Origin of the sequence: Cryobacterium sp. M15 (assembly GCF_002929675.1) — a bacterium.
GTDB classification, from domain to species: domain Bacteria; phylum Actinomycetota; class Actinomycetes; order Actinomycetales; family Microbacteriaceae; genus Cryobacterium; species Cryobacterium lyxosi.
Map to the genome: position 1 here is coordinate 97,585 of NZ_PJJW01000039.1, position 24,212 is coordinate 121,796.

The 24,212-nt window shown below is 64.1% G+C and carries 18 protein-coding genes and 1 tRNA gene; 15 read left to right on the forward strand and 4 right to left on the reverse strand.

Annotation, left to right across the window (positions count from 1 at the left end; all coding sequences use genetic code 11):
• Positions 1–14: 14 nt before the first annotated feature.
• Positions 15–1,205: a phosphotransferase gene (locus CXY83_RS18625; protein WP_104197548.1), complete on the reverse strand. Its 1,191-nt coding sequence runs from the start codon at positions 1,203–1,205 to the stop codon at positions 15–17.
• A gap of 84 nt (positions 1,206–1,289) precedes the next feature.
• Between CXY83_RS18625 and nudC the strand changes: the two genes are divergently transcribed.
• Both nudC and CXY83_RS11840 read left to right on the forward strand, forming a co-directional pair.
• Positions 1,290–2,273, forward strand: coding sequence for an NAD(+) diphosphatase (gene nudC, locus CXY83_RS11835; protein ID WP_104197549.1), 984 nt, complete (start codon positions 1,290–1,292; stop codon positions 2,271–2,273).
• 2 nt (positions 2,274–2,275) lie between these two features.
• The gene (locus tag CXY83_RS11840; RefSeq protein ID WP_199184963.1) at positions 2,276–3,985 is read left to right on the forward strand and encodes an ATP-dependent helicase; all 1,710 of its coding nucleotides are present in this window, start codon (positions 2,276–2,278) and stop codon (positions 3,983–3,985) included.
• 857 nt (positions 3,986–4,842) lie between these two features.
• Here CXY83_RS11840 and CXY83_RS18180 read toward each other — a convergent pair.
• Positions 4,843–5,313, reverse strand: coding sequence for a zinc-binding dehydrogenase (locus CXY83_RS18180; protein ID WP_233200855.1), 471 nt, complete (start codon positions 5,311–5,313; stop codon positions 4,843–4,845).
• Positions 5,282–6,583: a zinc-dependent metalloprotease gene (locus CXY83_RS11850; protein WP_104197757.1), complete on the reverse strand. Its 1,302-nt coding sequence runs from the start codon at positions 6,581–6,583 to the stop codon at positions 5,282–5,284. Before CXY83_RS11850 ends, CXY83_RS18180 begins: the two co-directional genes overlap by 32 nt.
• Positions 6,584–6,808: 225 nt before the next feature.
• Here CXY83_RS11850 and CXY83_RS11855 point away from each other — a divergent pair, with 225 nt between their 5' ends.
• The 3 genes from CXY83_RS11855 to CXY83_RS11865 all read left to right on the forward strand — a co-directional run bounded on the left by CXY83_RS11855 (position 6,809) and on the right by CXY83_RS11865 (position 11,212).
• Positions 6,809–7,912, forward strand: a complete 1,104-nt coding sequence (locus CXY83_RS11855; RefSeq protein WP_104197551.1) for a PDZ domain-containing protein — start codon at positions 6,809–6,811, stop codon at positions 7,910–7,912.
• Positions 7,913–8,045: 133 nt separating this feature from the next.
• Positions 8,046–10,970, forward strand: coding sequence for a UPF0182 family protein (locus CXY83_RS11860; RefSeq protein WP_233200856.1), 2,925 nt, complete (start codon positions 8,046–8,048; stop codon positions 10,968–10,970).
• A 168-nt stretch (positions 10,971–11,138) separates the two neighbouring features.
• A tRNA-Met gene (locus tag CXY83_RS11865) sits at positions 11,139–11,212 on the forward strand.
• Positions 11,213–11,315: 103 nt separating this feature from the next.
• On the opposite strand, the gene CXY83_RS11870 is transcribed toward CXY83_RS11865, so the two are convergent.
• Positions 11,316–12,698, reverse strand: coding sequence for a short-chain fatty acid transporter (locus CXY83_RS11870; RefSeq protein WP_233200857.1), 1,383 nt, complete (start codon positions 12,696–12,698; stop codon positions 11,316–11,318).
• Positions 12,699–13,032: 334 nt separating this feature from the next.
• On the opposite strand from CXY83_RS11870, the gene iolC reads away from it, so the two are divergent.
• From iolC to CXY83_RS11920, 10 genes are all read left to right on the forward strand, one after another.
• Entirely contained in the window at positions 13,033–13,995 is a 963-nt protein-coding gene (gene iolC / locus CXY83_RS11875) for a 5-dehydro-2-deoxygluconokinase (protein ID WP_104197553.1), read from the forward strand.
• Positions 13,992–14,873 (forward strand): class I fructose-bisphosphate aldolase, encoded by an 882-nt coding sequence (locus tag CXY83_RS11880; protein WP_104197554.1) that lies wholly within the window; start codon positions 13,992–13,994, stop codon positions 14,871–14,873. The genes iolC and CXY83_RS11880 overlap by 4 nt, the downstream gene beginning before the upstream one ends.
• A 36-nt stretch (positions 14,874–14,909) precedes the next feature.
• The gene (locus tag CXY83_RS11885; protein WP_104197555.1) at positions 14,910–16,421 is read left to right on the forward strand and encodes a CoA-acylating methylmalonate-semialdehyde dehydrogenase; all 1,512 of its coding nucleotides are present in this window, start codon (positions 14,910–14,912) and stop codon (positions 16,419–16,421) included.
• Between the two features lie 2 nt (positions 16,422–16,423).
• Positions 16,424–17,329, forward strand: a complete 906-nt coding sequence (gene iolB / locus CXY83_RS11890; protein WP_104197556.1) for a 5-deoxy-glucuronate isomerase — start codon at positions 16,424–16,426, stop codon at positions 17,327–17,329.
• Positions 17,330–17,392: 63 nt separating this feature from the next.
• Positions 17,393–19,279 carry a 3D-(3,5/4)-trihydroxycyclohexane-1,2-dione acylhydrolase (decyclizing) gene (gene iolD, locus CXY83_RS11895; protein WP_104197557.1) on the forward strand — a complete coding sequence of 629 codons (1,887 nt, stop codon included), beginning with the start codon at positions 17,393–17,395 and terminating at the stop codon, positions 19,277–19,279.
• A 124-nt stretch (positions 19,280–19,403) separates the two neighbouring features.
• Positions 19,404–20,402, forward strand: a complete 999-nt coding sequence (locus CXY83_RS11900) for a Gfo/Idh/MocA family oxidoreductase (RefSeq protein WP_104197558.1) — start codon at positions 19,404–19,406, stop codon at positions 20,400–20,402.
• A gap of 2 nt (positions 20,403–20,404) precedes the next feature.
• Positions 20,405–21,298 carry a TIM barrel protein gene (locus CXY83_RS11905; RefSeq protein ID WP_233200858.1) on the forward strand — a complete coding sequence of 298 codons (894 nt, stop codon included), beginning with the start codon at positions 20,405–20,407 and terminating at the stop codon, positions 21,296–21,298.
• 74 nt (positions 21,299–21,372) lie between these two features.
• Positions 21,373–22,350: a sugar ABC transporter substrate-binding protein gene (locus CXY83_RS11910; protein ID WP_104197559.1), complete on the forward strand. Its 978-nt coding sequence runs from the start codon at positions 21,373–21,375 to the stop codon at positions 22,348–22,350.
• Entirely contained in the window at positions 22,347–23,387 is a 1,041-nt protein-coding gene (locus CXY83_RS11915) for an ABC transporter permease (protein WP_104197560.1), read from the forward strand. Before CXY83_RS11910 ends, CXY83_RS11915 begins: the two co-directional genes overlap by 4 nt.
• Positions 23,384–24,181 carry an ATP-binding cassette domain-containing protein gene (locus CXY83_RS11920; protein ID WP_104197561.1) on the forward strand — a complete coding sequence of 266 codons (798 nt, stop codon included), beginning with the start codon at positions 23,384–23,386 and terminating at the stop codon, positions 24,179–24,181. Before CXY83_RS11915 ends, CXY83_RS11920 begins: the two co-directional genes overlap by 4 nt.
• Positions 24,182–24,212: the final 31 nt, after the last annotated feature.

The window sequence follows — 24,212 nt, forward strand, 5'->3', positions numbered from 1 at the left end:
GCCCCCGAGCGCCTCTACTCGGAGGCGGACCTTCTTGCTGCCTGGTCGGGGGCGATGACCCCGGTGCGCGAGTCGCCGGACACAGAGTCGTCGGTGGACCCATTATCGGAGTCAGAGTCGGAGTCGGAGTCGGAGTCGGTATCCGAGTCCATGCTGAGCCCCGAGAAGTTGTAGCTGTCGGTGTGCATGGCTGCATGCTGATCGTAGTCGCGGGCGGCGCGCGGCATATGGTCGAGCATGTTCTCCACGTCACCGACGGTCATGATCGGGCCGGTTTCGGGGGAGAGCGGCTGCTGGGTGTGGCTGTGCACCGTGTCGACGAGTCCGTCGAGCATCGCGACGGCGTCATCGACTATGGACTGGTCGTGGCTGCTGACGCCGTGCAGCAACCAGCGGGCCAGTTCGAGCTCGGCGTAGAGCATGGCACGCTGGGTGATATGAGTGTCGCTGCCCTGACGAGCGGTCGAGTACGTGGTGATGGCCAGTTCAGCGGCATCTCCGCGCGCGGCGAGCAACCAGTGGAGGTCGCGGGCCGGGTCTCCGACAGCCAGGCCAGACCAGCCGAGAATACCCGATACGGCGTCGTCGGTGATCAAAATGGAATCGGAGGACATCGACCCGTGCACCACCGCCGGCGCGAACTGCCACAGGGCCTCGTCGTCGGTGGCCTGTTCCCAGCGGCGCAGCAGTGCCGCGGGCAGGTAGCCGGTATTGGCGGCACGGTCGATTAGGTCGATGGCATCTTTGCGGCACTGTTCGGCGCTCTGCTGGGAAAGTCCGGCTGTGCCGATGAAAGCGCTCGGTAGTGAGTGGATCGCGGCGATGGCCCGGCCGATTGACCCCGAGACGCCCTCGTGTCCGGTGAGGGCATCCGCATCGAAACTGTCACCGGCCAGCAGCTCGTAGACGACAGCGCGGGTTCCCTGAATCGGCGTTTGACCGACATATTCGGGCACGTCGAACGGAAGCCGGCTGCGATTGCCGGTGGTGAGAGCACGCAGCGCCACAAGGTCGGCGGACTGTTCGGTTTCGGCTGACTGGCTGGTGGGAACGCGAATGATCAGCGCCCGCCCGTCTGTGTCGATAACGAGCGCTGAGTCGAACAGTCCGTGCGCGCCGGCACTGTGCTTGCGGGCGTAGGCCACGTCGAGCCCCGGAACTGCGGAGGTGGCTAACGCGGCTAGAGTGAGTTGAGTTCTGGCCATGCTTACTAGGTTAGATCGACTTCCGGTTGCGTGGCTGTTCGCCACGCCTCCACACCCACGTTCTCGCAGAGCTCGGAGATGACCATGTCGTTCACTTTCACGACTCGGTTGCCGCTGTCTCGCCACGCGGTTGACCGCGACCACCTGAGCCGCGCAATTCCCGGGCTGTTCGACCAGCTCTGGGCGGATGCCGCCACCCGCGTTCTGCCGGTTTGGCACGGCAAGATACTGCTCGCGCCAAACGACTCGACCAGCGCCGCACACCTCGTCCTGCTGCCTCCGACGAGCGTGGCGATGAGTCGAGAGAATCCCGGCTTGTGCGTCTACCTCGGCCGGTCCCTGCCGACCGACCTGCCTGAGCCGACCGGCACCCGAATTGTCGCCGCGCAACTCGACGACGACGCTGCGGCCCGGCTGGAGCCCGACGAGAGCCGTTGGGTGAACCTTCGAATGGTCGCGACCGTGCTCAATGACCGTGACGCCGGTCTGTTCACCGAGGCCCTCGGTGTGCTCAACTGGCACGCCTCGCACGCGCACTGCCCGCGCTGCGGCGCCGCAACAGTGGTCGAGGAGGCCGGTTGGGTGCGTCGCTGCCCGGTGGACAACAGCCAGGTGTTCCCACGTACCGACCCCGCCGTGATCGTGCTCATCACCGACGCCGACGACCGCATCCTGCTCGGCTCCAATGCGATGTGGGAGAACAACCGTTACTCGCTACTTGCCGGATTCGTCGAACCCGGCGAAAGCCTCGAAGCGGCCGTGATTCGCGAAATGTTCGAGGAGTCCGGCCTGCGTGTGACCGATCCGGCCTACGTCGGCTCTCAGCCGTGGCCGTTCCCGGCCTCGGTCATGTGTGGGTTCACCGCTCGCCTCGCCGACGGCCAGCGGGCCCGTGATCTGCTGCCCGACGGTGCTGAGATTCTGGCGCTGCGCTGGTTCACCCGGCAAGAGCTGGTCGATGCAGGCGAGTGGATGCTGCTGCCCGGTCCCTCGTCAATAGCGCACGCCATGATCGAACGCTGGCTCGGCGCCCCGTTGCCGGCCTCGACGGAACTGATTCGCCCGTGACGGTGACCGCCGACTCGCTGCTGGAGGGCCTCGATGAACAACAGCGCATTGCCGCCGAAGCGCTGATCGGCCCGGTCTGCATGCTCGCCGGCGCCGGCACCGGCAAGACCCGCGCCATCACCCACCGCATCGCGCTCGGCGTGTTGACCGGCGCGTACGCTCCCAACCGGGTCATGGCGCTCACGTTCACGAGCCGGTCGGCAGCGGAACTGCGTGGGCGCCTGCGGCAGCTCGGTGCCGGGGGAGTGGCCGCGCGCACGTTCCACGCTGCAGCGTTATCTCAACTGAACTACTTCTGGCCACACGTGGTCGGCGGGCAGGCACCGCGCATCCTCGACGGAAAGGGTCGCATCCTCGGGCACGCCGCCGAGGCACTGCACCTCAAAATCGATACGGCCACCCTGCGTGACCTTGCGGCCGAGGTGGAGTGGCGCAAGACCAGCGGCCTGAGCATCGAGCAGTATGCGGCCGGCATCGCCCGCCGCAGCCTGCCAGGACGGCTCGACATCGACCAGGTCGTCGCCCTGCAACAGACCTATGAGAAGCTCAAAGACGATCGCAAGCAGATCGACTTTGAAGACGTGCTGCTCGCCATGGCCGGCATGATCGAGGCCGAACCGTCGGTGGCGCTGCAGGTTCGTGAGCAGTACCGGTTCTTCGTCGTCGACGAATATCAGGACGTCTCGCCACTGCAGCACGACCTGCTCGCCCTGTGGCTCGGCGACCGCCGCGATCTCTGCGTCGTCGGCGACGCCAGCCAGACCATCTACTCCTTCGCCGGTGCCCGCAGCGACTACCTGCTCGACTTTCCCAAACACTACGAGGATGCCACGGTGGTGCGGCTCGAGCAGAACTACCGGTCGACCGCGCCCATCGTTGCTACCGCGAACCAGCTCATGCGCGGCCGCTCCGGCGCACTGACCCTGCACGCCGCACAATCCGACACCGGCTCCGATCCGAACGTGCGCGGCTACGCCTCGGATATGGCCGAGGCCCGCGGTGTCGCGGAGCAGATTCTGCAGCTCATCGGCACCGGTACCAAACCCGAAGACATAGCCGTATTGTTCCGGGTCAACGTGCAGGCGGCACTACTTGAAACAGCGCTGACCGAGGTCGGGGTGAGCTACCAGATTCGCGGCGCCAAACGGTTCTTCGACCTGCCGGAAGTGAAGCAGGCCGTGATGAGCCTGCGCGCGGCATCCGTTTCGATCATCGGAGAACCGCTGTTCAAGTCGGTCAGCGACGTGCTGCGGTCCCTCGGCTGGAGCCAGACCGCCCCGGAGACGCGCGGCGCAGTGCAAGCTCGGTGGGAATCGCTCAATGCCCTGATGGGCCTGGTCGACCAGGCCACCGCCGGCACCACCTTTCGCCAGTTCACCGACGACCTGATGGAACGCCAGGCCGGCCAGCACGAACCGACCGTCTCGGCGGTGACACTCGCCACCATGCATTCGGCCAAGGGTCTCGAGTGGGATGTCGTGTTCGTGGTCGGCCTGAGTGAAGGACTGGTCCCGATCAGCTATGCAAGTACCTTCGAGCAGATAGACGAGGAGCGCCGACTGCTCTACGTCGGCATCACGCGGGCCCGTAGGCGGCTCGCGCTGAGCTGGTCGTCCTCCGGAGTGCAGGCTCGTGCGCCTCGGGAACGATCTCGTTTTCTGCAAGAGCTTGACAGCCGCACCGCTCGTGGAGCCGGTGCACGCTCCGCGTAACGGTGCCGGAGACGGCGTCAATGCGCAACGACCGGGCGAACACCGCTGACCGTCCGGTCTCGAGGCGATCCTGTACGAGCCCGGCTACCCGGGCGGCCACCTCAAAGCTCAGCCGGGGTGTTTCGCTCGGAGCCTGCCGCGGGGCCAGCTGGCAGGCCATGGCCGGCCACGCGGGATCGTCATCGACGTGCGCGAGTTCGAGACAGGTCAGGCAGGGCCCAAGGCCCGGTTCGACCAGCGGTCCGACCCGGGCGGCGCTGTCGCTGAACACCACCGGCAGGTGGGGAATGTCGCGGCGTAGCCAGCGCCCGTGACGCTCCGGTGAGAAGACGTACTGTCCGACCAACACTGCCAGTTCTGGTTCAGTGCCGGGTAGCGGCTCCTCGATTCCGAGGTTGGCCAGCAGGGTACGCACGCGAAAAGCGGTCGTTCCGGTACCATCAACGAGCACGGTGCGGGGCACCGGCGCGACCGGAGGTTCCGCATCGTCTGATATGTACAGCAGCGCCGGCTCAAGCAGTTCGAGCAGATGCGTCACCTCGGCAGCGGATGCTCCGGCCAGCGTTCCCAGCAGCATCGCACCTGATCGATGTACCCCGGCGGCGAGGGCTGACAGCACGGCCTCGTGGGCGGCAGTGAGCCCATCGATCCGCACAACGGCGTGGTCGATGCCGAGTTGTACGCAATCCGGTGTGCGCCACACCAGGGGGTATCGAGGATTCAGTCGGAGGGCCATGCCGACATGATGACGCACATGGCCCCGGCTAAATGAGTTCTCCACAGGCTGGTTATCAAGGGGGTGCGGGCGGTCACGCAGGAATATTGGGATTCGACGGTAACGCCGCCCGCACCGGATATCAGTAGCGGATGACCACGCGACCGTCAATCTTGCCGTGCTTCATCTCGTCGAGCACTTCATTGACTTCGTCGAGGCGACGCTCGGAGACCGTGGGGTGAATCTGGCCGCGAGCGTAGAACTGCAGGGCTTCTTCCCTGTCCTGACGGGTACCCACGATGGAGCCGCGGATGGTGAGGCCCTTCAGCACGATGTCGAAGATCGGGGCGGGAAAGTCTCCGGGCGGCAGGCCATTGAAGACGATGGTGCCGCCCCGACGGGTCATGCCGATGGCTTGGCCGAAGGCGGCGTGCACGACGGCCGCGTGCATGGTCGTCGGCACCCGGGTGGATGTTCTCGTATTGCTCTCGGTTACTGTCATTGCCAAACTCCTTCGTTTGGGACATCCCGTCCTTTGAACGACGGTATCCCAGCAAAGGTTCCGGCAACGTTGCGCGCGTCTATGCCTCGTGTGGGCGCTCGGCACCGTCATCGCGCAGCAGGTCTTCGAGGGCCTGATCGACGTCGTCGAGCACCTCGGGCTCGCCGCGTGCTGCGCTCGTCAGGCGGGCGATCAACTGCTGGGGATCGTCGATGTCCTGCTCAGTGGGCAGCAGGTCGGGGTGCGACCAGAGGGCGTCGCGCGCTTCGTTGCCGACGGCATCCGTCACGGCTTGCCACATTGCTGCGGCCTCCCGCAGTCGGCGCGGGCGCAGTTCGAGACCGACGAGGGTCGCGAAAGCGGATTCGGCCGGACCGCCGGAAGCCCGGCGGCGCTTGACGGTCTCGGCGATGGCATCGGCTTTGGGCAGCCGAATCGTGGCGCGGGCGGTGACGACATCAACCCAGCCTTCGACCAGGGCGAGCATCGTTTCGAGGCGCGACAGTGCCAGAAGTTGCGACTCGGACTTCTGTTGGATGAGCGAACCGTCCACCATGGCCTGACGCAGGTCTTCCGGGTTGGAGGGGTCGAAGCTTCCGGCGAGTTCTTCAAGACGGCTGGAGTCGATGCTGATACCGCGCGCATACGCCGTGACTGCGCTGGTCAGGTGCAGGCGCAGCCAGCGGGCGTGTCGAAACAGTCGGGCGTGGGCAATCTCACGTACAGCCAAATAGATCTGCACCTGGTCGGTGGGAACGTCGAGGCCGGCGCCGAAATCGGAAACGTTCTGGGGGAGCAGGGCAGCCTGCTGCTCGCCGAGCAGCGGAATGCCGACGTCGCCGCCACTGACGACCTCGCTGGCCAGCTGGCCGACGACCTGGCCGAGCTGCATTGCAAAGAGGGTGCCGCCGATACTGCGTACGAGCTGGCTCGCGTTGGCCACCATGCCCTGCATCTCTTCGGGCACCTGTTCGGCGAAGACCCGGGTGAGCGAGTCGGAAATACTCGTTGCCACGGGTTCGGCCAGCTGGGTCCACAACGGCATGGTCGCAGTAACCCACTCGCGACGGGTCATCATCCGGGGTTCAACGGTCAGTTCGGCCACGGAGATGACGTCGTCAAGCCAGAGGGCCGCGATGTGAAAAGCCTGGCGCAGCTGGGTCTGCTGCTCGTCGGTCGCCGTGAGCTGGCCGTTAGCCGCTCGCTGCTGGCCCTGGGTGAGCGCAATCTGCCAGTCCACACCGGTGCCTTGGGAGTTCATAGCGCCCTGGAGCTGTTGCATAAGAGCCGCCACACTGGCCGGGTCGCTGGGCAGACCGGCCGCGTTGGCGAGCTGGCCCGGGTCGATACCGCTCTTGCCGCTCAGAATGTCGCGCAGCATGTCACGGAACTCGTCACTGGGCGTGTTATCGCCGGGCTCGCTCGGGTTCTGGTCGTTCGGGGGTAGGGAGTCGTCGGCCACTTCAGGCCCCTCTCAGTTGCATTCTTCTACGCTAGTGCGAGTAGCCCGCTCGGGGCTGGGAAATATCCTAGGCTGAAGGGCTTGCAGTGCGCCCGTCGCGAACACGACCCGGAACCTGGCAGGAACCAATACGGAAGGAGCACGGTGGCTCTCTTCACCGATGACCCACCGGCACCCCAGGGTGCACGGCGTCGCCGCCCCTCGATCGGTTGGACGGCGTTGTTGATCGCCCTCGTCGCCGGAGTGATTCTCGGCGTCATGCCGGCCCCTTACGTCATCGAAAAGCCCGGACCGGTCTACAACACTCTCGGCTCCGCCACCGATGCCGACGACGTCGAGACCGCCCTCATCACCATCCCGGGTGAGACGGTCTACCCGACCAAGGGCACGCTCGACCTGCTCACGGTATCCCTGCTCGGCAACCGGGAGAACCGCCCGAACTGGCTTAGCGTCGCCGGAGCATGGCTCGATCCGAGTGAAGCCGTCCTCCCCATCGACCAGGTGTTTCCCGCCAATGTCAGCACCGAACAACGGGATGCGCGCTCCAGCGCCGACATGATCAATTCCCAACAGGATGCCATCGCCGCGGCCCTCACTCATCTCGGCTACGACTACCCAACGACAGTCACGGTGGTCAGCTTGCCCGATGGCTCCCCGGCGGCAGGCGTGATCGAACCCGAGGATCAGATCTCCGCGGTGAACGGAACGCCGGTCGTCAACGTCGCGGAACTGCGCGCCGCGTTGCAGACCAACGGCGCCGAGACGGCGGCCAGCCTCGACATCAGGCGAGGCGGCGTAGCGCGCACCGTCGAGGTCACCCCGATCGATAGCGACGGCACGGTCGTGGCCGGGGTCAACGTCTCAGTCGCTTACGATTTTCCGTTCGAGGTGCAGATTCAACTCGACAAGGTGGGCGGACCGAGCGCCGGCATGATGTTCGCGCTTGGAATCATCGACAAACTCACCCCCGGAGAGCTGCAAGGCGGCGAGAACGTAGCCGGTACCGGCACGATTGACCAGTCCGGTGCGGTCGGCCCGATCGGCGGCATCCAGCAGAAGCTGTACGGCGCCGTCGAGAATGACGCGAGCTGGTTTCTGGCTCCGGCAGGCAACTGCGACGAGGTGACCGGCAATATCCCCGACGGCCTGACCGTGTTCTCCATTGCCACCCTCGATGAGGCCCTGGCCGCCCTGGATGCGATCAAGACCGGCGACACGAGCGGGGTCCCGACCTGTCCAACGAGTTAGCGTCGCAGGAAAAACTTACGACAGCTCGGTAATGGTGACTCTCTCAGGGGTGCTTAAGTAAGATAGACCGCGACCCTGATCACGCGGTTAATGATCACCCTGTACCTAATGACTGAGCGCAAGAGGCCAATTCGTGAGTTCATCAGCAGCCGACAACGCCCCCCGGCGCGGCCGAGCCCCGCTAGCAATTTCCGCAGCAATTATCGCGGGGTTGGTGATCCTGTTCTTTATCTTCGCCGGACTATATACCGATGTCTTGTGGTTCGACCAACTCGGGTTCCTCAATGTGCTGACCACCCAGTGGATCGCCGGCACCGTGCTGTTCCTGATCGGGTTCGTCGCCATGGCCGTGCCGGTCTGGGTGAGCATCCAGCTGGCCTACCGGCTGCGCCCGGTGTATGCGAAGCTCAACTCGCAGCTTGACCGCTACCAGCAGGTCATCGAGCCGCTGCGTCGCCTCGCGATGTATGGCATCCCCGCCCTTCTCGGCCTGTTCGCCGGCGTGGCAGCCGCCACTCGCTGGCAGACGGTGCTCATATGGCTCAACCGCACCGAGACCGGGCGCGTTGACCCGCAGTTCAACTTCGACATCTCCTTCTACCTGATGGACCTGCCGTTGTACCAGGCCGTGCTTGCCTTCGCATCCGCTGTCGTGCTCATCTCCGCCCTCGTCACGGTAGCGACCAGCTACCTGTATGGGTCCATCCGGGTATCCGGCCGTGAGGTGCTCATCTCCAAGGCTGCGCGCGTGCAGATCGCCGTCACGGCGGGCGTGTACCTGCTGCTGCAGGCCGTGAGTATCTGGTTCGACCAGTACTCCACTCTCACCAGCCAGGGTTCGCTCATCACCGGCGCCGGCTACACCGACGTGAACGCCACTATCCCCGGCCGAGCCATCCTTGCCGGAATCGCCGCCGTCGTCGCCCTGCTTTTCATTCTCACGGCCATCATCGGCCGCTGGCGCCTGCCGGTCATCGGCACGGCCCTGCTCATCGTGTCGAGCCTGCTGATCGGCTCGCTCTACCCCTGGGTCGTTGAGCGTTTCCAGGTGGAGCCGAACGCGAAGGCGCTCGAAGCTCAATACATCGAGCGCAATATTGATCTCACCCGGGATGCCTATGGTGTGGCCGACATCGAGGAGATTCCGTACAACGCGAAGACCACCGCCGAACCTGGCGCCCTGCGCGCGGACGCCGCGACGACGGCGAACATTCGTATCCTCGACCCGGCCCTGGTCAGCGACTCATTCCGCCAGCTCGAGCAGTTCCGCCAGTACTATCAGTTCCCCGACAACCTGAACGTCGACCGATACATGATCGACGGAGTGTCCCAGGACACTGTCGTCGCCGTGCGAGACCTCAATATCGACGGTCTGAATACCGGCAACACCTGGGTCAACTCGAAGACGGTCTACACCCACGGCTATGGTGTCGTGGCTGCCTACGGCAACCAGCGCTCGGTCGACGGCCAGCCGGTGTTCCTCGAATCCGGCATTCCCACCAGTGGCGCCCTCGGCGACTTCGAACCGCGCATCTACTTCGGCGAAACCTCGCCCGAGTACTCCATCGTCGGAGCCGAAGAGGGTGCCAACCCGATCGAACTCGACTATCCGTCGGGGGCAGAGGGTGCTGGACAGACCTACTCGACGTTCTCCGGAGACGGCGGACCGAAACTCGACAACGCGTTCAAGAAGCTCATTTACGCGCTCAAGTTCCAGTCTGAGCAGATCTTCCTGGCCTCATCGGTCAACGACAAGTCGGAGATTCTCTACGATCGTGACCCGGTCACTCGCGTGCAAAAGGTTGCACCGTACCTGACGCTCGATTCCGACGCCTACCCCTCGGTCGTTGATGGTCGAGTCAAGTGGATAATCGACGGCTATACAACCTCGGCGAACTACCCCTACTCGACACCGGTGAGCCTGAGTGAGGCTATCGCCGACACGCAGACTCCACCGCAGCCGTACGCCCTCGACAGCATCAATTACATGCGAAACTCAGTCAAAGCCACCGTCGACGCCTACAGTGGCGAAGTCACCCTCTACGCCTGGGACGACAAGGAGCCCCTGCTGCAGACCTGGCAGAAGATCTTCCCCTCGACGCTCAAGCCCATGAGCGAAATGACCGGCGACCTGATGAGTCACGTGCGCTACCCGGCCGACCTATTCAAGGTGCAGCGCGCCATCCTGGGCCAGTACCACGTCACCGACCCCGGCTCGTTCTACTCCAAGGACGACGCCTGGATCTCACCGAACGACCCGGATTCTCCGCCGACCAACCCCACCTTGCAGCCGCCGTACTACCTCACCATGCAGGTGCCCGGATCGGACAAGCCGTCATTCTCGCTGTACACGACCTTCCAGCCGGAAGCCACCGGCGAATCCAGTCGTAACGTGCTCTATGGCTACCTCGCCGTAGATGCCGATGCTGGATCCGCGGACGGTGTGCGTGCCGACGGATACGGCAAGCTGAGGCTGCTCAACCTGCCCAAGGACGGCACCGTGCCCGGCCCCGGCCAGGTGCAAAACGTCTTCAACGCCGACCCGACGGTCTCGACTGAGCTCAACCTGCTGCGGCAGGGATCCTCGACGGTACTGAACGGAAACCTGCTGACCCTCCCGGTTGGTGGCGGCCTGCTCTATGTGCAGCCGGTCTATGTGAAGTCAACCGGTGAGACCAGTTACCCCCTGCTACAGAAGGTGCTCGTGGCCTTCGGCGATCAGATCGCGTTCGAAGACACCCTCAACGGTGCCCTCGATGTACTGTTTGGTGGCGATTCGGGTGCGACAGCCGGTGACACGGCCGTGCCGGACCCGGCTGCCACGGACGGCGCAACGGGCGGCACGACCGATGGTGCTACCGGCGGCGCGGACGTGCCGACCGAGTCGACCGGCGATGCGGCAACGGATGCCCAACTCAAGTCGCTTCTCGCCGTCGCCAAGACGGCGCTCGCCGACAAGGCAACCGCACTCGCCGCCGGCAACTTCGCTGACTACGGCACCGCTGACGCCAAGCTCGCCGAGACGATCGCGAGCATGCTCGCCCTGCTCGGCGAATAGTCCCACCGCAAGACCGGCCGCAAGCCCTCACCCGTTTCGGGTGGGGGCTTGCGCTCGTTGAGCCGATGGTATTCGATACCAAATGAGGTCAAATTTGAGTAGTTTCTTGCGATACCAACCCAAAGTGGTCAACCGTGCTTTGAGGGTGTGCTAAATTTGTACTTGTAGCGCGGGGTGGAGCAGTTCGGTAGCTCGCTGGGCTCATAACCCAGAGGTCGTAGGTTCAAATCCTGCCCCCGCAACAGTTGCCCCCGGAACACTTGGTTCCGGGGGCTTTTTCGTGCCCGAATGTAGTCAGGCAACGAGGAGCCGATCAGGAACTCTCCTCGCTTTTTCGCCGGCGCCCTAGGGGATGACCGGTGCCACGAACTCGAAGGTTCGTCCGAGCAGCCAGACCAGAAGCAATACCACCGGCAGGTGGAACATGAACTGCAGGAAGGTGAATCCCACCAAATCTCGTGCTTTGAGGCCAAGGACCGCGAGCAGGGGCAGCATGAAGAACGGGTTGATGAGGTTGGGCAATGCCTCGGCCACGTTGTACACCTGCACCGTCCAGCCCAAGTTCATCTGAACATCGGTGGCCGATTGCATGACATACGGTGCTTCCACCAACCATTTACCACCGCCCGAAGGAACGAAGATTCCCAGGATGACCGTGTACAGCGCGACGATCACTGTGAAGCCGCCGCCCCCGCCCACGCTGGTAAAGAATTCGGCCAGGTGCTCCGAGACGGTCATGCCCCCATTTCCGACTGCCCGGGTCAGAATTGCTGCCATGGCCGCGTAAAGCGGAAACTGAACCAAGATTCCGGCAGTGGCAGGAACGGCCTTGGACACGGCCTGCAGAAACTTGCGCGGTGTTCCGTGGAGCACGAGCCCGAGCATCAGGAAAACCAGAAGGTACCCATTCAGGCTGCTGACCACCGACAAGACGGGACTCGTCACGAACTGCGACACGAGCCAACCCAACGTCAAGAGCGCCATCAGGAAGGGAAGGATGCGGCTGTACTCAAGCCATTCGCCGGGTCGTGAGCGTGGCGCGGCCGGCTCCGGCTCGTCATTGAGGTCCACGCCAAGATCCTGTGCTGTTCGAATGGCGTCGCCACGCGGAGCGGAGAAATGCGCGATCAGTACTGTCAGGGCAATGATGATCGCGCACATGGTGAGCGACTGCCAGGTGAAAATCGTCGTGCCGAAGTCGAGTACGCCGGTGACCTGCAGAAGGGCCGGCGGCAGGGACGTTGCCGTGGCCTGGAGTTGTGCGGCGGATGAGGACATGCCCAGCGCCCAGACTGCTCCCAGGCCCATGAACGCGGCGGCCCCCAGCGCGCGGTAGTCCACACGAAGATCGGTTCGGCGGGCAATGGCTCGCGCCAACAGGCCGCCGAAGACCAGGCTCAGGCCCCAATTGACAAAAGAAACGGACATAGACAGGAACGCGACAAAGCTGACCGCGGTTGCGGCTGACTGGGGCACAGCCGCAAGCGTATCGATCAGCCGAGCCACGGGTCGGGATGTCGCCACGACGTACCCGGTCAGGACGACCATAGCCATTTGCAGGGTGAACGCCGTCAGGTCCCAAAAGCCGTTGCCGAAAGAATCGACGATGGTCTGCGGGCTTGAACCATTAGCCAGGGCGGCGACGGCGACGAGGAGTACACCGACCAGGGCGAAGATATACGCATCCGGAAACCATTTCTGAGTCCAGCCTGCGAGAGACTGGGCCACACGCGCCAGCCCTTTCTCCGTGCGAATTTGTGGGGCGGTAGCCGTCACGGTGGGTCTCTCTTCTTTGAGGCGAGTGTGCACGCGCGCTGGCGCGATCGGGGGATGGCCGCACCCCGATGGGGATGAACAGCCATTTGCAGGCTAGATGCGGCGCGATGGGCATGTCAATGTGGTCAGATTCGGCGCACCGTCAAGCCAGAAGGCGTTATGACCTGCTCACACCGGCTTGAAAAACTTTTTGTCAATATGTCATGACATTAAGCGCTGAGGCGGCTACTGTGGAGGGACGGCGCTAAGCCGACCACTCCTAGTACAGAAAGTTGTACATCGACGTATGACGACTTCACCGCGAACCCCCCACGATGTACTGACCATAGGCCGCGTCGGCGTCGATATTTATCCGTTGCAGGATGGTGTCGGCCTCGAAGACGTGTCAACGTTCGGCAAGTATCTCGGTGGCAGCGCGACCAACGTTGCCGTCGCCGCTGCACGCCACGGATTGAACTCGGCGGTCATAACCCGCACCGGTAACGACCCCTTCGGCAACTACGTGCACCAGGAGCTCGTGCGCCTGGGCGTCAGCGACGAATTCGTCTCGGGGGTCGCCAACCTCAACACCCCCGTCGTGTTCTGCGAGATATTTCCGCCCGACGACTTTCCCCTCTACTTCTATCGGGCGCCGAAAGCTCCCGACCTGGTCATCAACCCCGACGAACTCGACCTCGACGCCATCAGGAACGCCCGCGTTTACTGGTCGACCGTGACCGGCCTCAGCGAAGAGCCGAGCCGATCCGCTCATTTCGCAGCCTGGCAGGCCCGCGGCCGAAGCCCGCTGACGATTCTCGATCTCGACTACCGGCCCATGTTCTGGGCATCGCCCGAAGAGGCGAGCGCTCAGGTTGCCCACGCGCTCAGCCAGGTCACGGTCGCCGTCGGTAACAAAGATGAGTGTGAGGTCGCCGTCGGCGAGACGGAACCGCTGCGGGCCGCTGATGCCCTCCTGGAACGCGGCATCGAACTGGCCATCGTCAAACAAGGTCCAAAGGGCGTGCTCGCGAAGACTCGTACCGAAACCGTTGAGGTGCCGCCGTACTTCGTCGACGTCGTCAACGGCCTCGGCGCCGGCGACAGTTTCGGTGGGGCCCTCTGCTACGGACTGCTGCAGGACTGGCCGCTGCGCCGTATTCTGCAATTCGCCAATGTGGCCGGCGCCATTGTCGCCGGCCGCCGGGAATGTTCCACCGCCATGCCCACGACCACTGAGGTTGAAGAAATCTTGAAGGGATTGTCAGCATGACCAGGCTTGACTTCGACGCGCTGCGGCATGCCCGCGCGGCGCACCCTGAGCGCATCGGCGAGATTCTAGCGAGCCGCGCCCGGCGCGACCTGATTCAGGGCGATGGCCGACTGTTCATCGTGGCCGCCGATCATCGTGCACGGGGCGCCCTCGGCGTGCGTAAAGATGCCACCGCCATGGCCAACCGTTATGCGCTGCTCGAAAGCCTCGCGACCGCACTCTCCCGCCCGGGCGTTGACGGCGTGCTGGGTACCCCCGACATCATCGACGACCTTGCCCTGCTCGGTCTGCTCGACGATAAGATCGTGGTCGGGTCGATGAACCGCGGTGGCTTGTGGGGTTCGTCCTTCGAGATGGATGACCGCTACACTGCCTACGACATCGACAACATCAAGCGCGACCGCCTCGACTTCGCAAAGAATCTCGTGCGCATCAACCTCGAAGATGCCGGCTCGCTCGCCACCCTCGAGGCCACAGCTATCGCCGTGAGCGAAGCGGCTGCGGCCGGCATCCCGATCATGCTGGAGCCGTTCATGAGCTCCTGGGTCGACGGTCGCGTCAAGAACGATCTCACGGCGGATGCCGTCATCCTCTCGATTGCCATCGCCGAAGGCCTCGGCAACTCCAGCGCCTACTCGTGGCTGAAGCTGCCGGTCGTTTCCGACATGGCGCGCGTGATGGCGGCGACCACCCTGCCGACCCTGCTCCTCGGCGGTGACCCGGTGGGCGACCAGGACGAAACCTTCGAATCCTGGCGCAACGCCCTCGAGCTTCCCGGCGTTCGCGGCCTCGTCGTGGGTCGCAGCTTGCTCTACCCGAGCGATGGCAACGTCGAAGCAGCCATCGATACCGCCGCCGAACTCGTGCACGGCGCCTAAAAACTCTCATCCACTCTCGTACAGAAGGAAGCACCCATGCCCGCAATAGTCACGGATTTAGCCCTCGTCGCGCACTGGATCGACGGAAAGGAACAGCCGGGAACCTCCGGCCGCACCGCGCCGGTCTTTGACCCGGCGCTGGGAACGGTGAGTAAGAATGTTTCGCTCGCCGACCAGGCCGAGATTGCGGCCGCCATAACCAGCGCCAAGGCCGCCTTTCCAGCCTGGCGCGACCTGTCCATGGCCAAGCGCCAGCAGGTTCTGTTCAGCTTTCGCGAACTGCTGAACGCCCGCAAGGGCGAGATGGCCGAGATCATCACGAGCGAGCACGGCAAGGTACTCTCCGATGCGCTCGGTGAGATCTCCCGCGGCCAGGAGGTCGTGGAATTTGCCTGCGGCATTCCGCACCTGCTCAAGGGCGACTACTCCGAAAACGTCTCGACTGGCGTCGACGTGTACTCCACCCGCCAGGCGCTCGGCGTCGTTGCCGTGATCAGCCCGTTCAACTTTCCGGCCATGGTACCCATGTGGTTCTTTCCGCTCGCTCTCGCGGCCGGAAACTCGGTGATCCTCAAGCCGAGCGAGAAAGACCCGAGTGCGGCCATCTGGATGGCCAAGCTGCTCCAGGAAGCCGGCCTCCCCGACGGTGTATTCACCGTGCTGCAGGGTGACAAGGAATCCGTCGATGGCCTGCTCGAGCACCCGGACGTGAAGGCCATCTCCTTCGTGGGGTCGACCCCGATCGCCCAGTATGTCTACGAAACCGGCACCCGCCACGGCAAGCGTATCCAGGCCCTCGGTGGTGCCAAGAACCACATGCTGGTGCTGCCCGACGCCGACCTCGACCTCGTGGCCGACTCCGCTATCAACGCCGGCTTCGGTAGCGCAGGGGAGCGTTGCATGGCCATCAGCGTGATCGTCGCGGTCGAGCCCGTCGCCGACGTGCTGATCGAGAAGATCGTCACCCGCATGAATACCCTCACCGTGGGCGACGGACGTCGTTCCTGCGATATGGGTCCACTCGTTACCGAGGTGCATCGAGACAAGGTCGCGAGCTACATCGAGATCGCGAAGGAAGACGGCGCCAACATCGTCGTCGACGGCCGCGGCATCGAGGTGGACGGCGACCCGAACGGGTTCTGGCTCGGCCCGACCCTGATCGATGCCCTGCCGGTGACGTCCAAGGCGTACACCGAAGAGATCTTTGGACCGGTACTATCGGTGGTACGGGTGGCGAGCTTCGAGGAGGGCGTCGACCTGATCAATTCCGGCGCCTTCGGCAACGGAACCGCCATCTTCACCAACGACGGTGGCGCTGCCCGCCGTTTTCAGAACGAGATCGAGGTGGGCATGATCGGCATCAACGTGCCGATCCCGGTGCCCGTGTCGTACTTCTCCTTCGGCGGTTGGAAGAACTCGCTGTTCGGCGACACCAAAGCGCACGGCGTCGAGGGCGTGCACTTCTTCACCCGCGGCAAGGCCATCACCAGCCGCTGGCTCGACCCGAGCCACGGCGGCATCAACCTCGGCTTCCCCGAGAACAACTAACGATGACAACCCCATCCGCTGACTGGTTCTACGCCCTGGGCTCCCTCGAACGCGACGGCTGGGAAACCGTCGTCGACAGGGCCATCAGCGGATGGCGCTACACCGGTATCCGCGTCGCGGCCCTCGCCGCGGGCGACGCCCAGACGCTGGCTGCGGAGGCCGTGGAGCGCATCGTGGTTCCTCTCGCAGGGTCGTTCACGGTGCGGTACACGCTCCGGGGGGAGACCGAGGCGCGCGTGCAGGATCTCGCGGGACGAGCATCCGTTTTTCACGGACCCACCGACACCCTGTACCTGCCCACCGGCACCGCGCTCTCGATCGAAGGTGCTGGCCGGGTGGCGGTGGCCGAGGCGCCGACCGACCAGGCGCTTCCGGTGGCCTACCTTCCGGTAGCGGATGTCCCGATCGAGCTGCGCGGGGCTGGTCGCTCGAGCCGCCAAGTGCACAACTTCGGCACCCCGGCCAGCCTCGCGGCCGACCGGTTGATCGTGTGTGAGGTGATCACCCCGGCCGAGAACTGGTCGAGTTACCCGCCGCACAAGCACGATGAATATGCGCCCGGTGTGGAGTCGAGCCTCGAGGAGATCTACTACTTCGAGACCGCAGTCACCCGTGGCCAGGTCGCGCCGGAGACGGCGAGCCCGTTCGGCCTCATGCGCACGTATTCCTCCGAGGCCGGAGACATCGACATCATGGCGGAGGTGCACACCGGCGACGTCGCCCTCGTGCCATTCGGCTGGCACGGCCCGTGCGTCGCAGCCCCCGGCTACGACCTCTACTACCTTAACGTGATGGCCGGGCCGGATCCCGACCGCTCGTGGCGCATCCGCGATGATCCGGCGCACGGCTGGATCCGCGACACCTGGGTGGGCCAGGAATTTGATTCCCGTCTTCCGTACACGTCATAATCCGATTTCTCCGGCAGCGACCGGCAGTACCCGAAAGGACACAACGCAGTGACTACTCGTCGTATGACAGTTAGCCAGGCGCTCATTGAGTTTCTAGCCCACCAGTACACGGTCGACGGCGATGTGCGCGAGCGCACCATCGTGGGCACCTTCGGCATCTTCGGCCACGGAAACGTCGCCGGCATCGGCCAAGCCCTCAAACAGCTCTCCGTCGAGGACCCCTCGCTGATGCCGTATCACCAGGCGCGCAACGAGCAGGGGATGGTGCACGAATCTGTGGCTTTCGCCAGGATGCGTCGGCGTCGGTCGACCTTCGCTTGCACTGCCTCGGTGGGGCCGGGTGCCACCAATATGCTCACCGGTGCCGCCCTCGCGACAATTAACCGTTTGCCCGTTCTGCTCCTTCCCTCTGACACGTTCGCTACCCGGGCGGCTGACCCGGTGCTGCAGCAGCTAGAACTTCCGAACGACGCGAGCATCAGCGTGAACGATGCCTTCAAGCCCCTGTCGCGGTTCTTCGACCGGGTGCAGCGCCCTGAACAGCTGTTTTCGGCGGCCATCGGCGCCCTGCGGGTGCTCACTGATCCGGTCGAAACCGGCGCGGTCACGCTATGCCTCCCCGAGGACGTGCAGGCGCAGGCGTTGGACGTGCCGGTGAAGTTTCTCGCCGATCGGGAGTGGCCGATCCGTCGCCCCAGGCCGGATCGCGGCATCATCGACCAGGTCGTGCGCGCTATTCTTGAGGCTAAACGCCCCATGATCGTCGCCGGTGGCGGCGTCATCTACTCCGATGCGGCTGCGGCGCTCGCCGCGTTCGTCGAGCTGACCGGGATTCCTGTCGGAACCTCACAGGCTGGCGTCGGATCCCTGGTTTGGGACCACCCACAGTGCCTCGGCGCGGTGGGTGCTACCGGCACCACGGCCGCCAACCGCATCGCCCGTGACGCCGACCTAGTCATCGGGATCGGCACGCGGTACAGCGACTTCACGACCGCCAGCCGCACCGCCTTCCAGCACCCCGGCGTGCGCTTCGTCAACATCAACGTCGCGTCCTTCGACGCGATCAAGCATGGCGCGGCAATTTCGGTGGTAGCGGATGCCCGGGAAGCACTCCTTGAGCTCACCGTGGGTCTCGATCGGTACCGGGTCGACGCTGAATTCGCCGATCGCATCCGCTTGGAGAAGGTGGAGTGGAATTCGGTCGTCGATGCGGCCATCGCCCCGAGTAGGCGGCCGTTGCCGGCCCAGTCCGAGATCATTGGTGCGGTGCAACAGGCCTCCGACCCGCGCGATGTCGTCGTGTGCGCGGCCGGTTCGCTGCCTGGCGACCTGCACAAGCTTTGGCGGGTACGCGACGAACTCGGCTACCACGTGGAATACGGCTTCTCCTGCATGGGGTACGAGATCGCCGGAGGCATCGGTGTGCGGCGGGCTGCCCCGGATCGCGACTCGATCGTCATGGTCGGCGACGGTTCTTATCTCATGATGCACACGGAGATCGTGTCGGCTGTGGCGGAGGGCCTAAAATTCATCATCGTGCTCGTGCAAAATCACGGCTACGCGTCCATCGGCCATCTGAGCGACACAGTCGGCTCGCAGCGCTATGGCACGCAATACCGTTTTCAGGACAAGTCCCACAACAATTTTGAAACGGAGGTAACGCTGCCGATCGACCTGGCTGCCAACGCGGCAAGTCTCGGGATAGCCGTGATCAGGGTAGAGCCCGGGCCAGACGCCATCGCTGAACTGGCCGTGGCTGTGGCAACGGCGAAGGCTTCCACAACGGCGACCCTGATTCATATCAATAGCGACCCCCTCCTGTTTTCGCCCGATACGGAGAGTTGGTGGGACGTGCCGGTGGCCGAAGCCTCTGTCCTCGAGAGCACGACACAAGCACGAGCGGAATACGTAGCGCAGCGTGAAAATCAGCGCCCCTATCTAGGGGCCTAGCCCATGTCGAAAAGATTTGTTCGTATGTCAAGACAAACACTTGACGGCGGTTTGGCAACCGTATACCGTGGTCAAAAGCAACAACATTAGGACAATAAAACAAATTTAATGTGGAGGCAATAAAGTGCGATTCGTAGTTCTGGGTGCCGGCAGGATCGGGCTCTCCCACGTCGGCACGTTGAAGGCACAGTCCGGTGTCACCGACCTCCTGATCGCCGACCTCGACCCAGCCCGCGCCGCTGCCGCTGCCGCTTCGGTCGGCTCAGAATCCGCCACGATCGACGATGCATTCGCCTCGAAGCCGGACGGCATTGTGATTGCCGCCCCGACCTCGGCCCACGCCGAGCTCATCGTGCGGGCCGTGCGCGCCGGTATCCCCACCTTTTGTGAGAAGCCGCTCGCCGAAAGCCTCGCTTCGAGCATCGCGCTCGTTGAAGAGGTCGAGCGTCGCGACGTTCCGGTGCAGATCGGATTCCAGCGCCGATTCGACGCTGGTTATGTGGAAGCCAAGCGTGCCCTGCAGGCGGGTGACATCGGCGAATTGCGTCGGATGCATCTGTTGACCTGCGACCCGACTCCACCGCCGGCGGAGTACATTCCCACCAGCGGTGGAATCTACCGCGACTGCCACATCCATGACTTCGACATTCTGCGCTGGGTCACCGGCCGCGAGGTTGCTACGGTATTCGCGACCGGCGCCAACCGCGGTGCCCCCTTCTTCGCCGACGCCGGCGACGTCGACGAGTCCGCCGCCCTGCTCACCCTCGACGATGGCACGCTGGTCACGGTGCAGGGCTCGCGCTACAACGGCGCGGGCTACGACGTGCGCATGGAACTCGCCGGAAGCCTCGGAAACCGATCGGTCGGACTCGACGAGCGCGTTCCACTGACCAGCGCTGAGCCGGGCGTTAGCTTTCCCACTGAGTCGGCCTGGCCGAACTTTCAGGAACGATTCGCTCCCGCCTATGCAGCAGAGCTCGCCCGATTCGTCGCTGTCGCTGCGGGTGAAACCGCAAGTCCGTGCACCCCGCGGGACGCCCTCGAAGCGCTCTTCATCGCCGAGGCCGCCGAACTGTCCCGTGCCGAAGGTCGCCCGGTGCGCCTCGATGAAGTCAAGCGCTGAACGTGGTCGAGGCATCCGCTAATCTCCTAAGCCGCATCGCTGCCGCACCGATTTCCTGGGGCGTGTGCGAAGTTCCCGGTTGGGGATTTCAGCTCACCCCCGAGCGCGTTCTCGGCGAGATGCGAGACCTCGGTGTCGTGGCCACGGAATTCGGCCCCGAAGGATTTCTTCCGGCTAGTCCCAGCGACAAATCGGCGACTCTCTCCGATGCCGGGCTGAAGGCCGTCGGCGGATTCTTGCCGATTGTGCTGCACGACGTGGATATCGATCCCGTTCCGGCTATCGAAGCTGAACTCGACTCGTTCGTCGCGGCCGGGGCAACCCGGCTCGTTCTCTCGGCCGACACCGGCCAGGTCGGTTACGACTCGAGGCCGGCGCTGAGCGAGCAGGAATGGGTCACACTGCTCGTCAACCTCGATCGTCTGGTGCAAACGGCAGCCGCACGTGGCGTGGTGGCATCGATCCACCCGCACGTCGGAACGATGATCGAATCGAGCGACGATGTTGCGCGGGTGTTGAACGGCTCCCAGATCGGGCTCTGCCTCGACACCGGGCACCTTCTCATCGGTGGAACCGACCCGGTTGAGCTGGCTCGCAGCAACGCCGCCAGGATCAGCCACGTACACCTCAAGGACGTGCGCCGGGAACTGGCCGAGCGGGTACAGCGCAAGGACCTGAGCTACACCGACGCAGTGCGCCTGGGCCTGTACGCGCCGCTCGGATCCGGCGATATCGACATCGCATCGATCGTTCGTTCGCTGGAGGCGGCCGGTTATGCGGGCTACTACGTGCTCGAGCAGGACACCATCCTGACCGAAAACCCACCCGTCGGCCAGGGCCCGCTCTCTGATGTGCGCATCAGCATCGATTTTATCGCCGGTTTGGCGACTCCCTAAAACATCTCAGTCCCGACAGCACCACCCGCACCACACACAGCACTATTCACATGCATCCAATGGAGGATTCACTCATGAAGCTCAAATATCGCTGGATGACGGCGCTCGTCGTCCTGCCCCTCGCCCTTACCGGTTGCACGGCCGCCACCAACACTGCGGCCACCACGACCACCGACGCCGCGGCATCCGGCGACAAGATCACGATCGCGGTCGTCACCCACGGCTCCCCGGGAGATACCTTCTGGGACGTCGTTAAGAGCGGTGCGGAGCAGGCCGGCACCGATTTGGGGGTCACCGTCACGTACCAAGGCGATGGCGACCCGGTGAAGCAGAGCCAGCTGATCGACGCAGCTATCGCCACGAACCCAGACGGTCTCATCGTCTCTATGGCCAACCCCGACGGTGTCCAGAACGCGGTTGAAAAGGCGGTCGCCGCCGGCATCCCGGTGATCACGATCAACTCCGGCCTCGACCAGTCCAAGGAATTCGGTGCTCAGACCCACATCGGTCAGAGTGAGTTCATCGCCGGCCAGGGCGCGGGGGAGCAGCTTGCCAATGCCGGTGTCAGCAATGTCATCTGCGTCATTCACGAGGCCGGCAACACCGGACTGGAAGAACGCTGCGATGGAGCAGCTGACACCCTCGGCGGCACGGTCACCAACGTTCAGGTCGACGTCGCGAACGTCGCGGACGCTCAGAACACCATCAAGAGCAGCCTTCTGGCGGACTCGTCCATCGATGGCGTGCTCACCCTGAACCCGGGCATCGCCGTCGCGGCCAGCCAGGCCATCGAGGAAGCCGCCAGCACGGCACAACTGGCGACCTTTGACGTGTCCTCCGACGTCACCCAGTTGATCCTCGACAACAAGATCCTGTTCGCCGTCGACCAGCAGCCCTACTCCCAGGGCTACCTCCCGGTGACGTTCCTCACCCTGCAGGCTCGCAACGGCGATGTTGTCGGTGGCGGTCTGCCGGTCTACTCCGGCCCCGGCTTCGTTACGAAGGACAACGCCGATCAGGTCGCGAAGTTCGCGAAGAATGGAACGCGATGACTCTCACCGCATCCGCGGTGACCGATGAACGGATCAAGCCCGCCGGCCTGATCATCACGCTGCTGCGCCGACCCGAGGTCGGCGCAGCGGTTGCCGCCCTCGCCATTTTCATCTTCTTCTCGGTCTCAACGCAGGCGTTTCTGACACCGGCGGGCGTGGCCACCTGGCTCTACTCCGCATCCCTGTTCGGCATCATGGCCGTCGCGGTGGCCCTGCTCATGATCGGCGGAGAGTTCGACCTCTCCGCCGGTGCCATGGTCGGTACAACGGGACTGATCGTTGGGATCGTCACGACCGAGTGGGGCGTCAATATCTGGCTCGCCCTCGTCATCGCCCTGGCTATCGCCCTGGCCATCGGTGCGGCAAACGCCTTCGTAGTGATGAAGACCGGCCTGCCGAGCTTCATCGTGACGCTCGCCACCTTTTTCATTCTGCAGGGAGTGAACCTTGCCGTCACGAAGATCATCACCGGCACCGTATCAATTCAGGGCATGAGCGCCGTGCCCGGCTTCGATGCCGTCAGGGTGTTCTTTGGCTCTTCCTTCAGCCTGTTCGGCATGGACGTAAAGATCTCCATCGTCTGGTGGCTCGCTATTACTGCCCTCGCCACCTGGATTCTGCTGCGTACCCGCTCAGGTAACTGGATCTTCGCGGTCGGTGGACAGATCACCAGCTCCCGCCAGGTCGGCGTGCCGGTCATGAAGGTCAAAATGGGCCTGTTCATGACCACGGCCGGTGCCGGGTGGCTGGTCGGAATGCTGCAGCTGTTCGATGTATCCACGGTGCAGGCCACCACGGGCATCGGCCAGGAGTTCATCTACATCATCTGTGCCGTGGTCGGCGGATGCCTGCTGACCGGTGGCTACGGATCGGCCATCGGTGCGGCGCTCGGTGCCCTCATCTACGGCATGACCCTACAGGGCATCGTGTTTGCCCAGTGGGACAACAACTGGCTCAAGGCTTTCCTCGGGGGGATGCTGCTGCTGGCCGTGCTCGTCAACCTCTATGTACGCCGCCAGGCAGGAGTTCGCTCATGACGCACGCAGAAGCATCCGCTGCCCCGCCCATTCTCGAAGTTCGGGACATCGGCAAGACCTACGGTTCCATTTTGGCGCTGCAGGGTGTGTCGGCCTCGGTCGGGGTCGGTGAAGTCCTCTGTGTGCTGGGGGACAACGGTGCCGGAAAGTCGACGTTCATCAAGATTCTGTCCGGGGCGCACGCCCACACCCAGGGCAAACTGCTCGCCTACGGGATTGAGCGCATCTTCGGCAGCCCGCGTGAGGCCCTGGACCTGGGGATCGCGACGGTCTACCAGGATCTCGCCGTGGTTCCGCTGATGCCGGTCTGGCGAAACTTCTTTCTGGGCTCGGAGGTGACTCGTGGGTTCGGCCCGTTCAGCCAGCTGGACGTCAAGGGCATGCGCCGGATCACCAAGGAAGAGCTCGCCAAGATGGGCATCGACCTGCGCGATGTCGACCAGCCGATCGGCACCCTGTCGGGCGGTGAACGCCAGTCGGTGGCCATCGCACGCGCCGTGTATTTCGGCGCGAAGGTCGTCATCCTCGACGAGCCGACCTCCGCTCTGGGCGTCAAGCAGGCCGGTGTGGTGCTCAAATACATCGCGCAGGCCCGCGACCGCGGCCTCGGCGTAGTTTTCATCACGCACAACCCGCACCACGCCTATCCCGTCGGCGACCGGTTCCTGCTGCTCAAGCGCGGAACCAGCCTCGGCGATTTCAAGAAGAGCGAGATCACCATCGAGGAAATGACCAAGCTCATGGCAGGCGGAGCAGAACTCGACGCGCTGGCGCACGAGCTCGCTCGCGCCTAGCTCGCCTCAGGAAAAAATCTGGCCGTCTGAC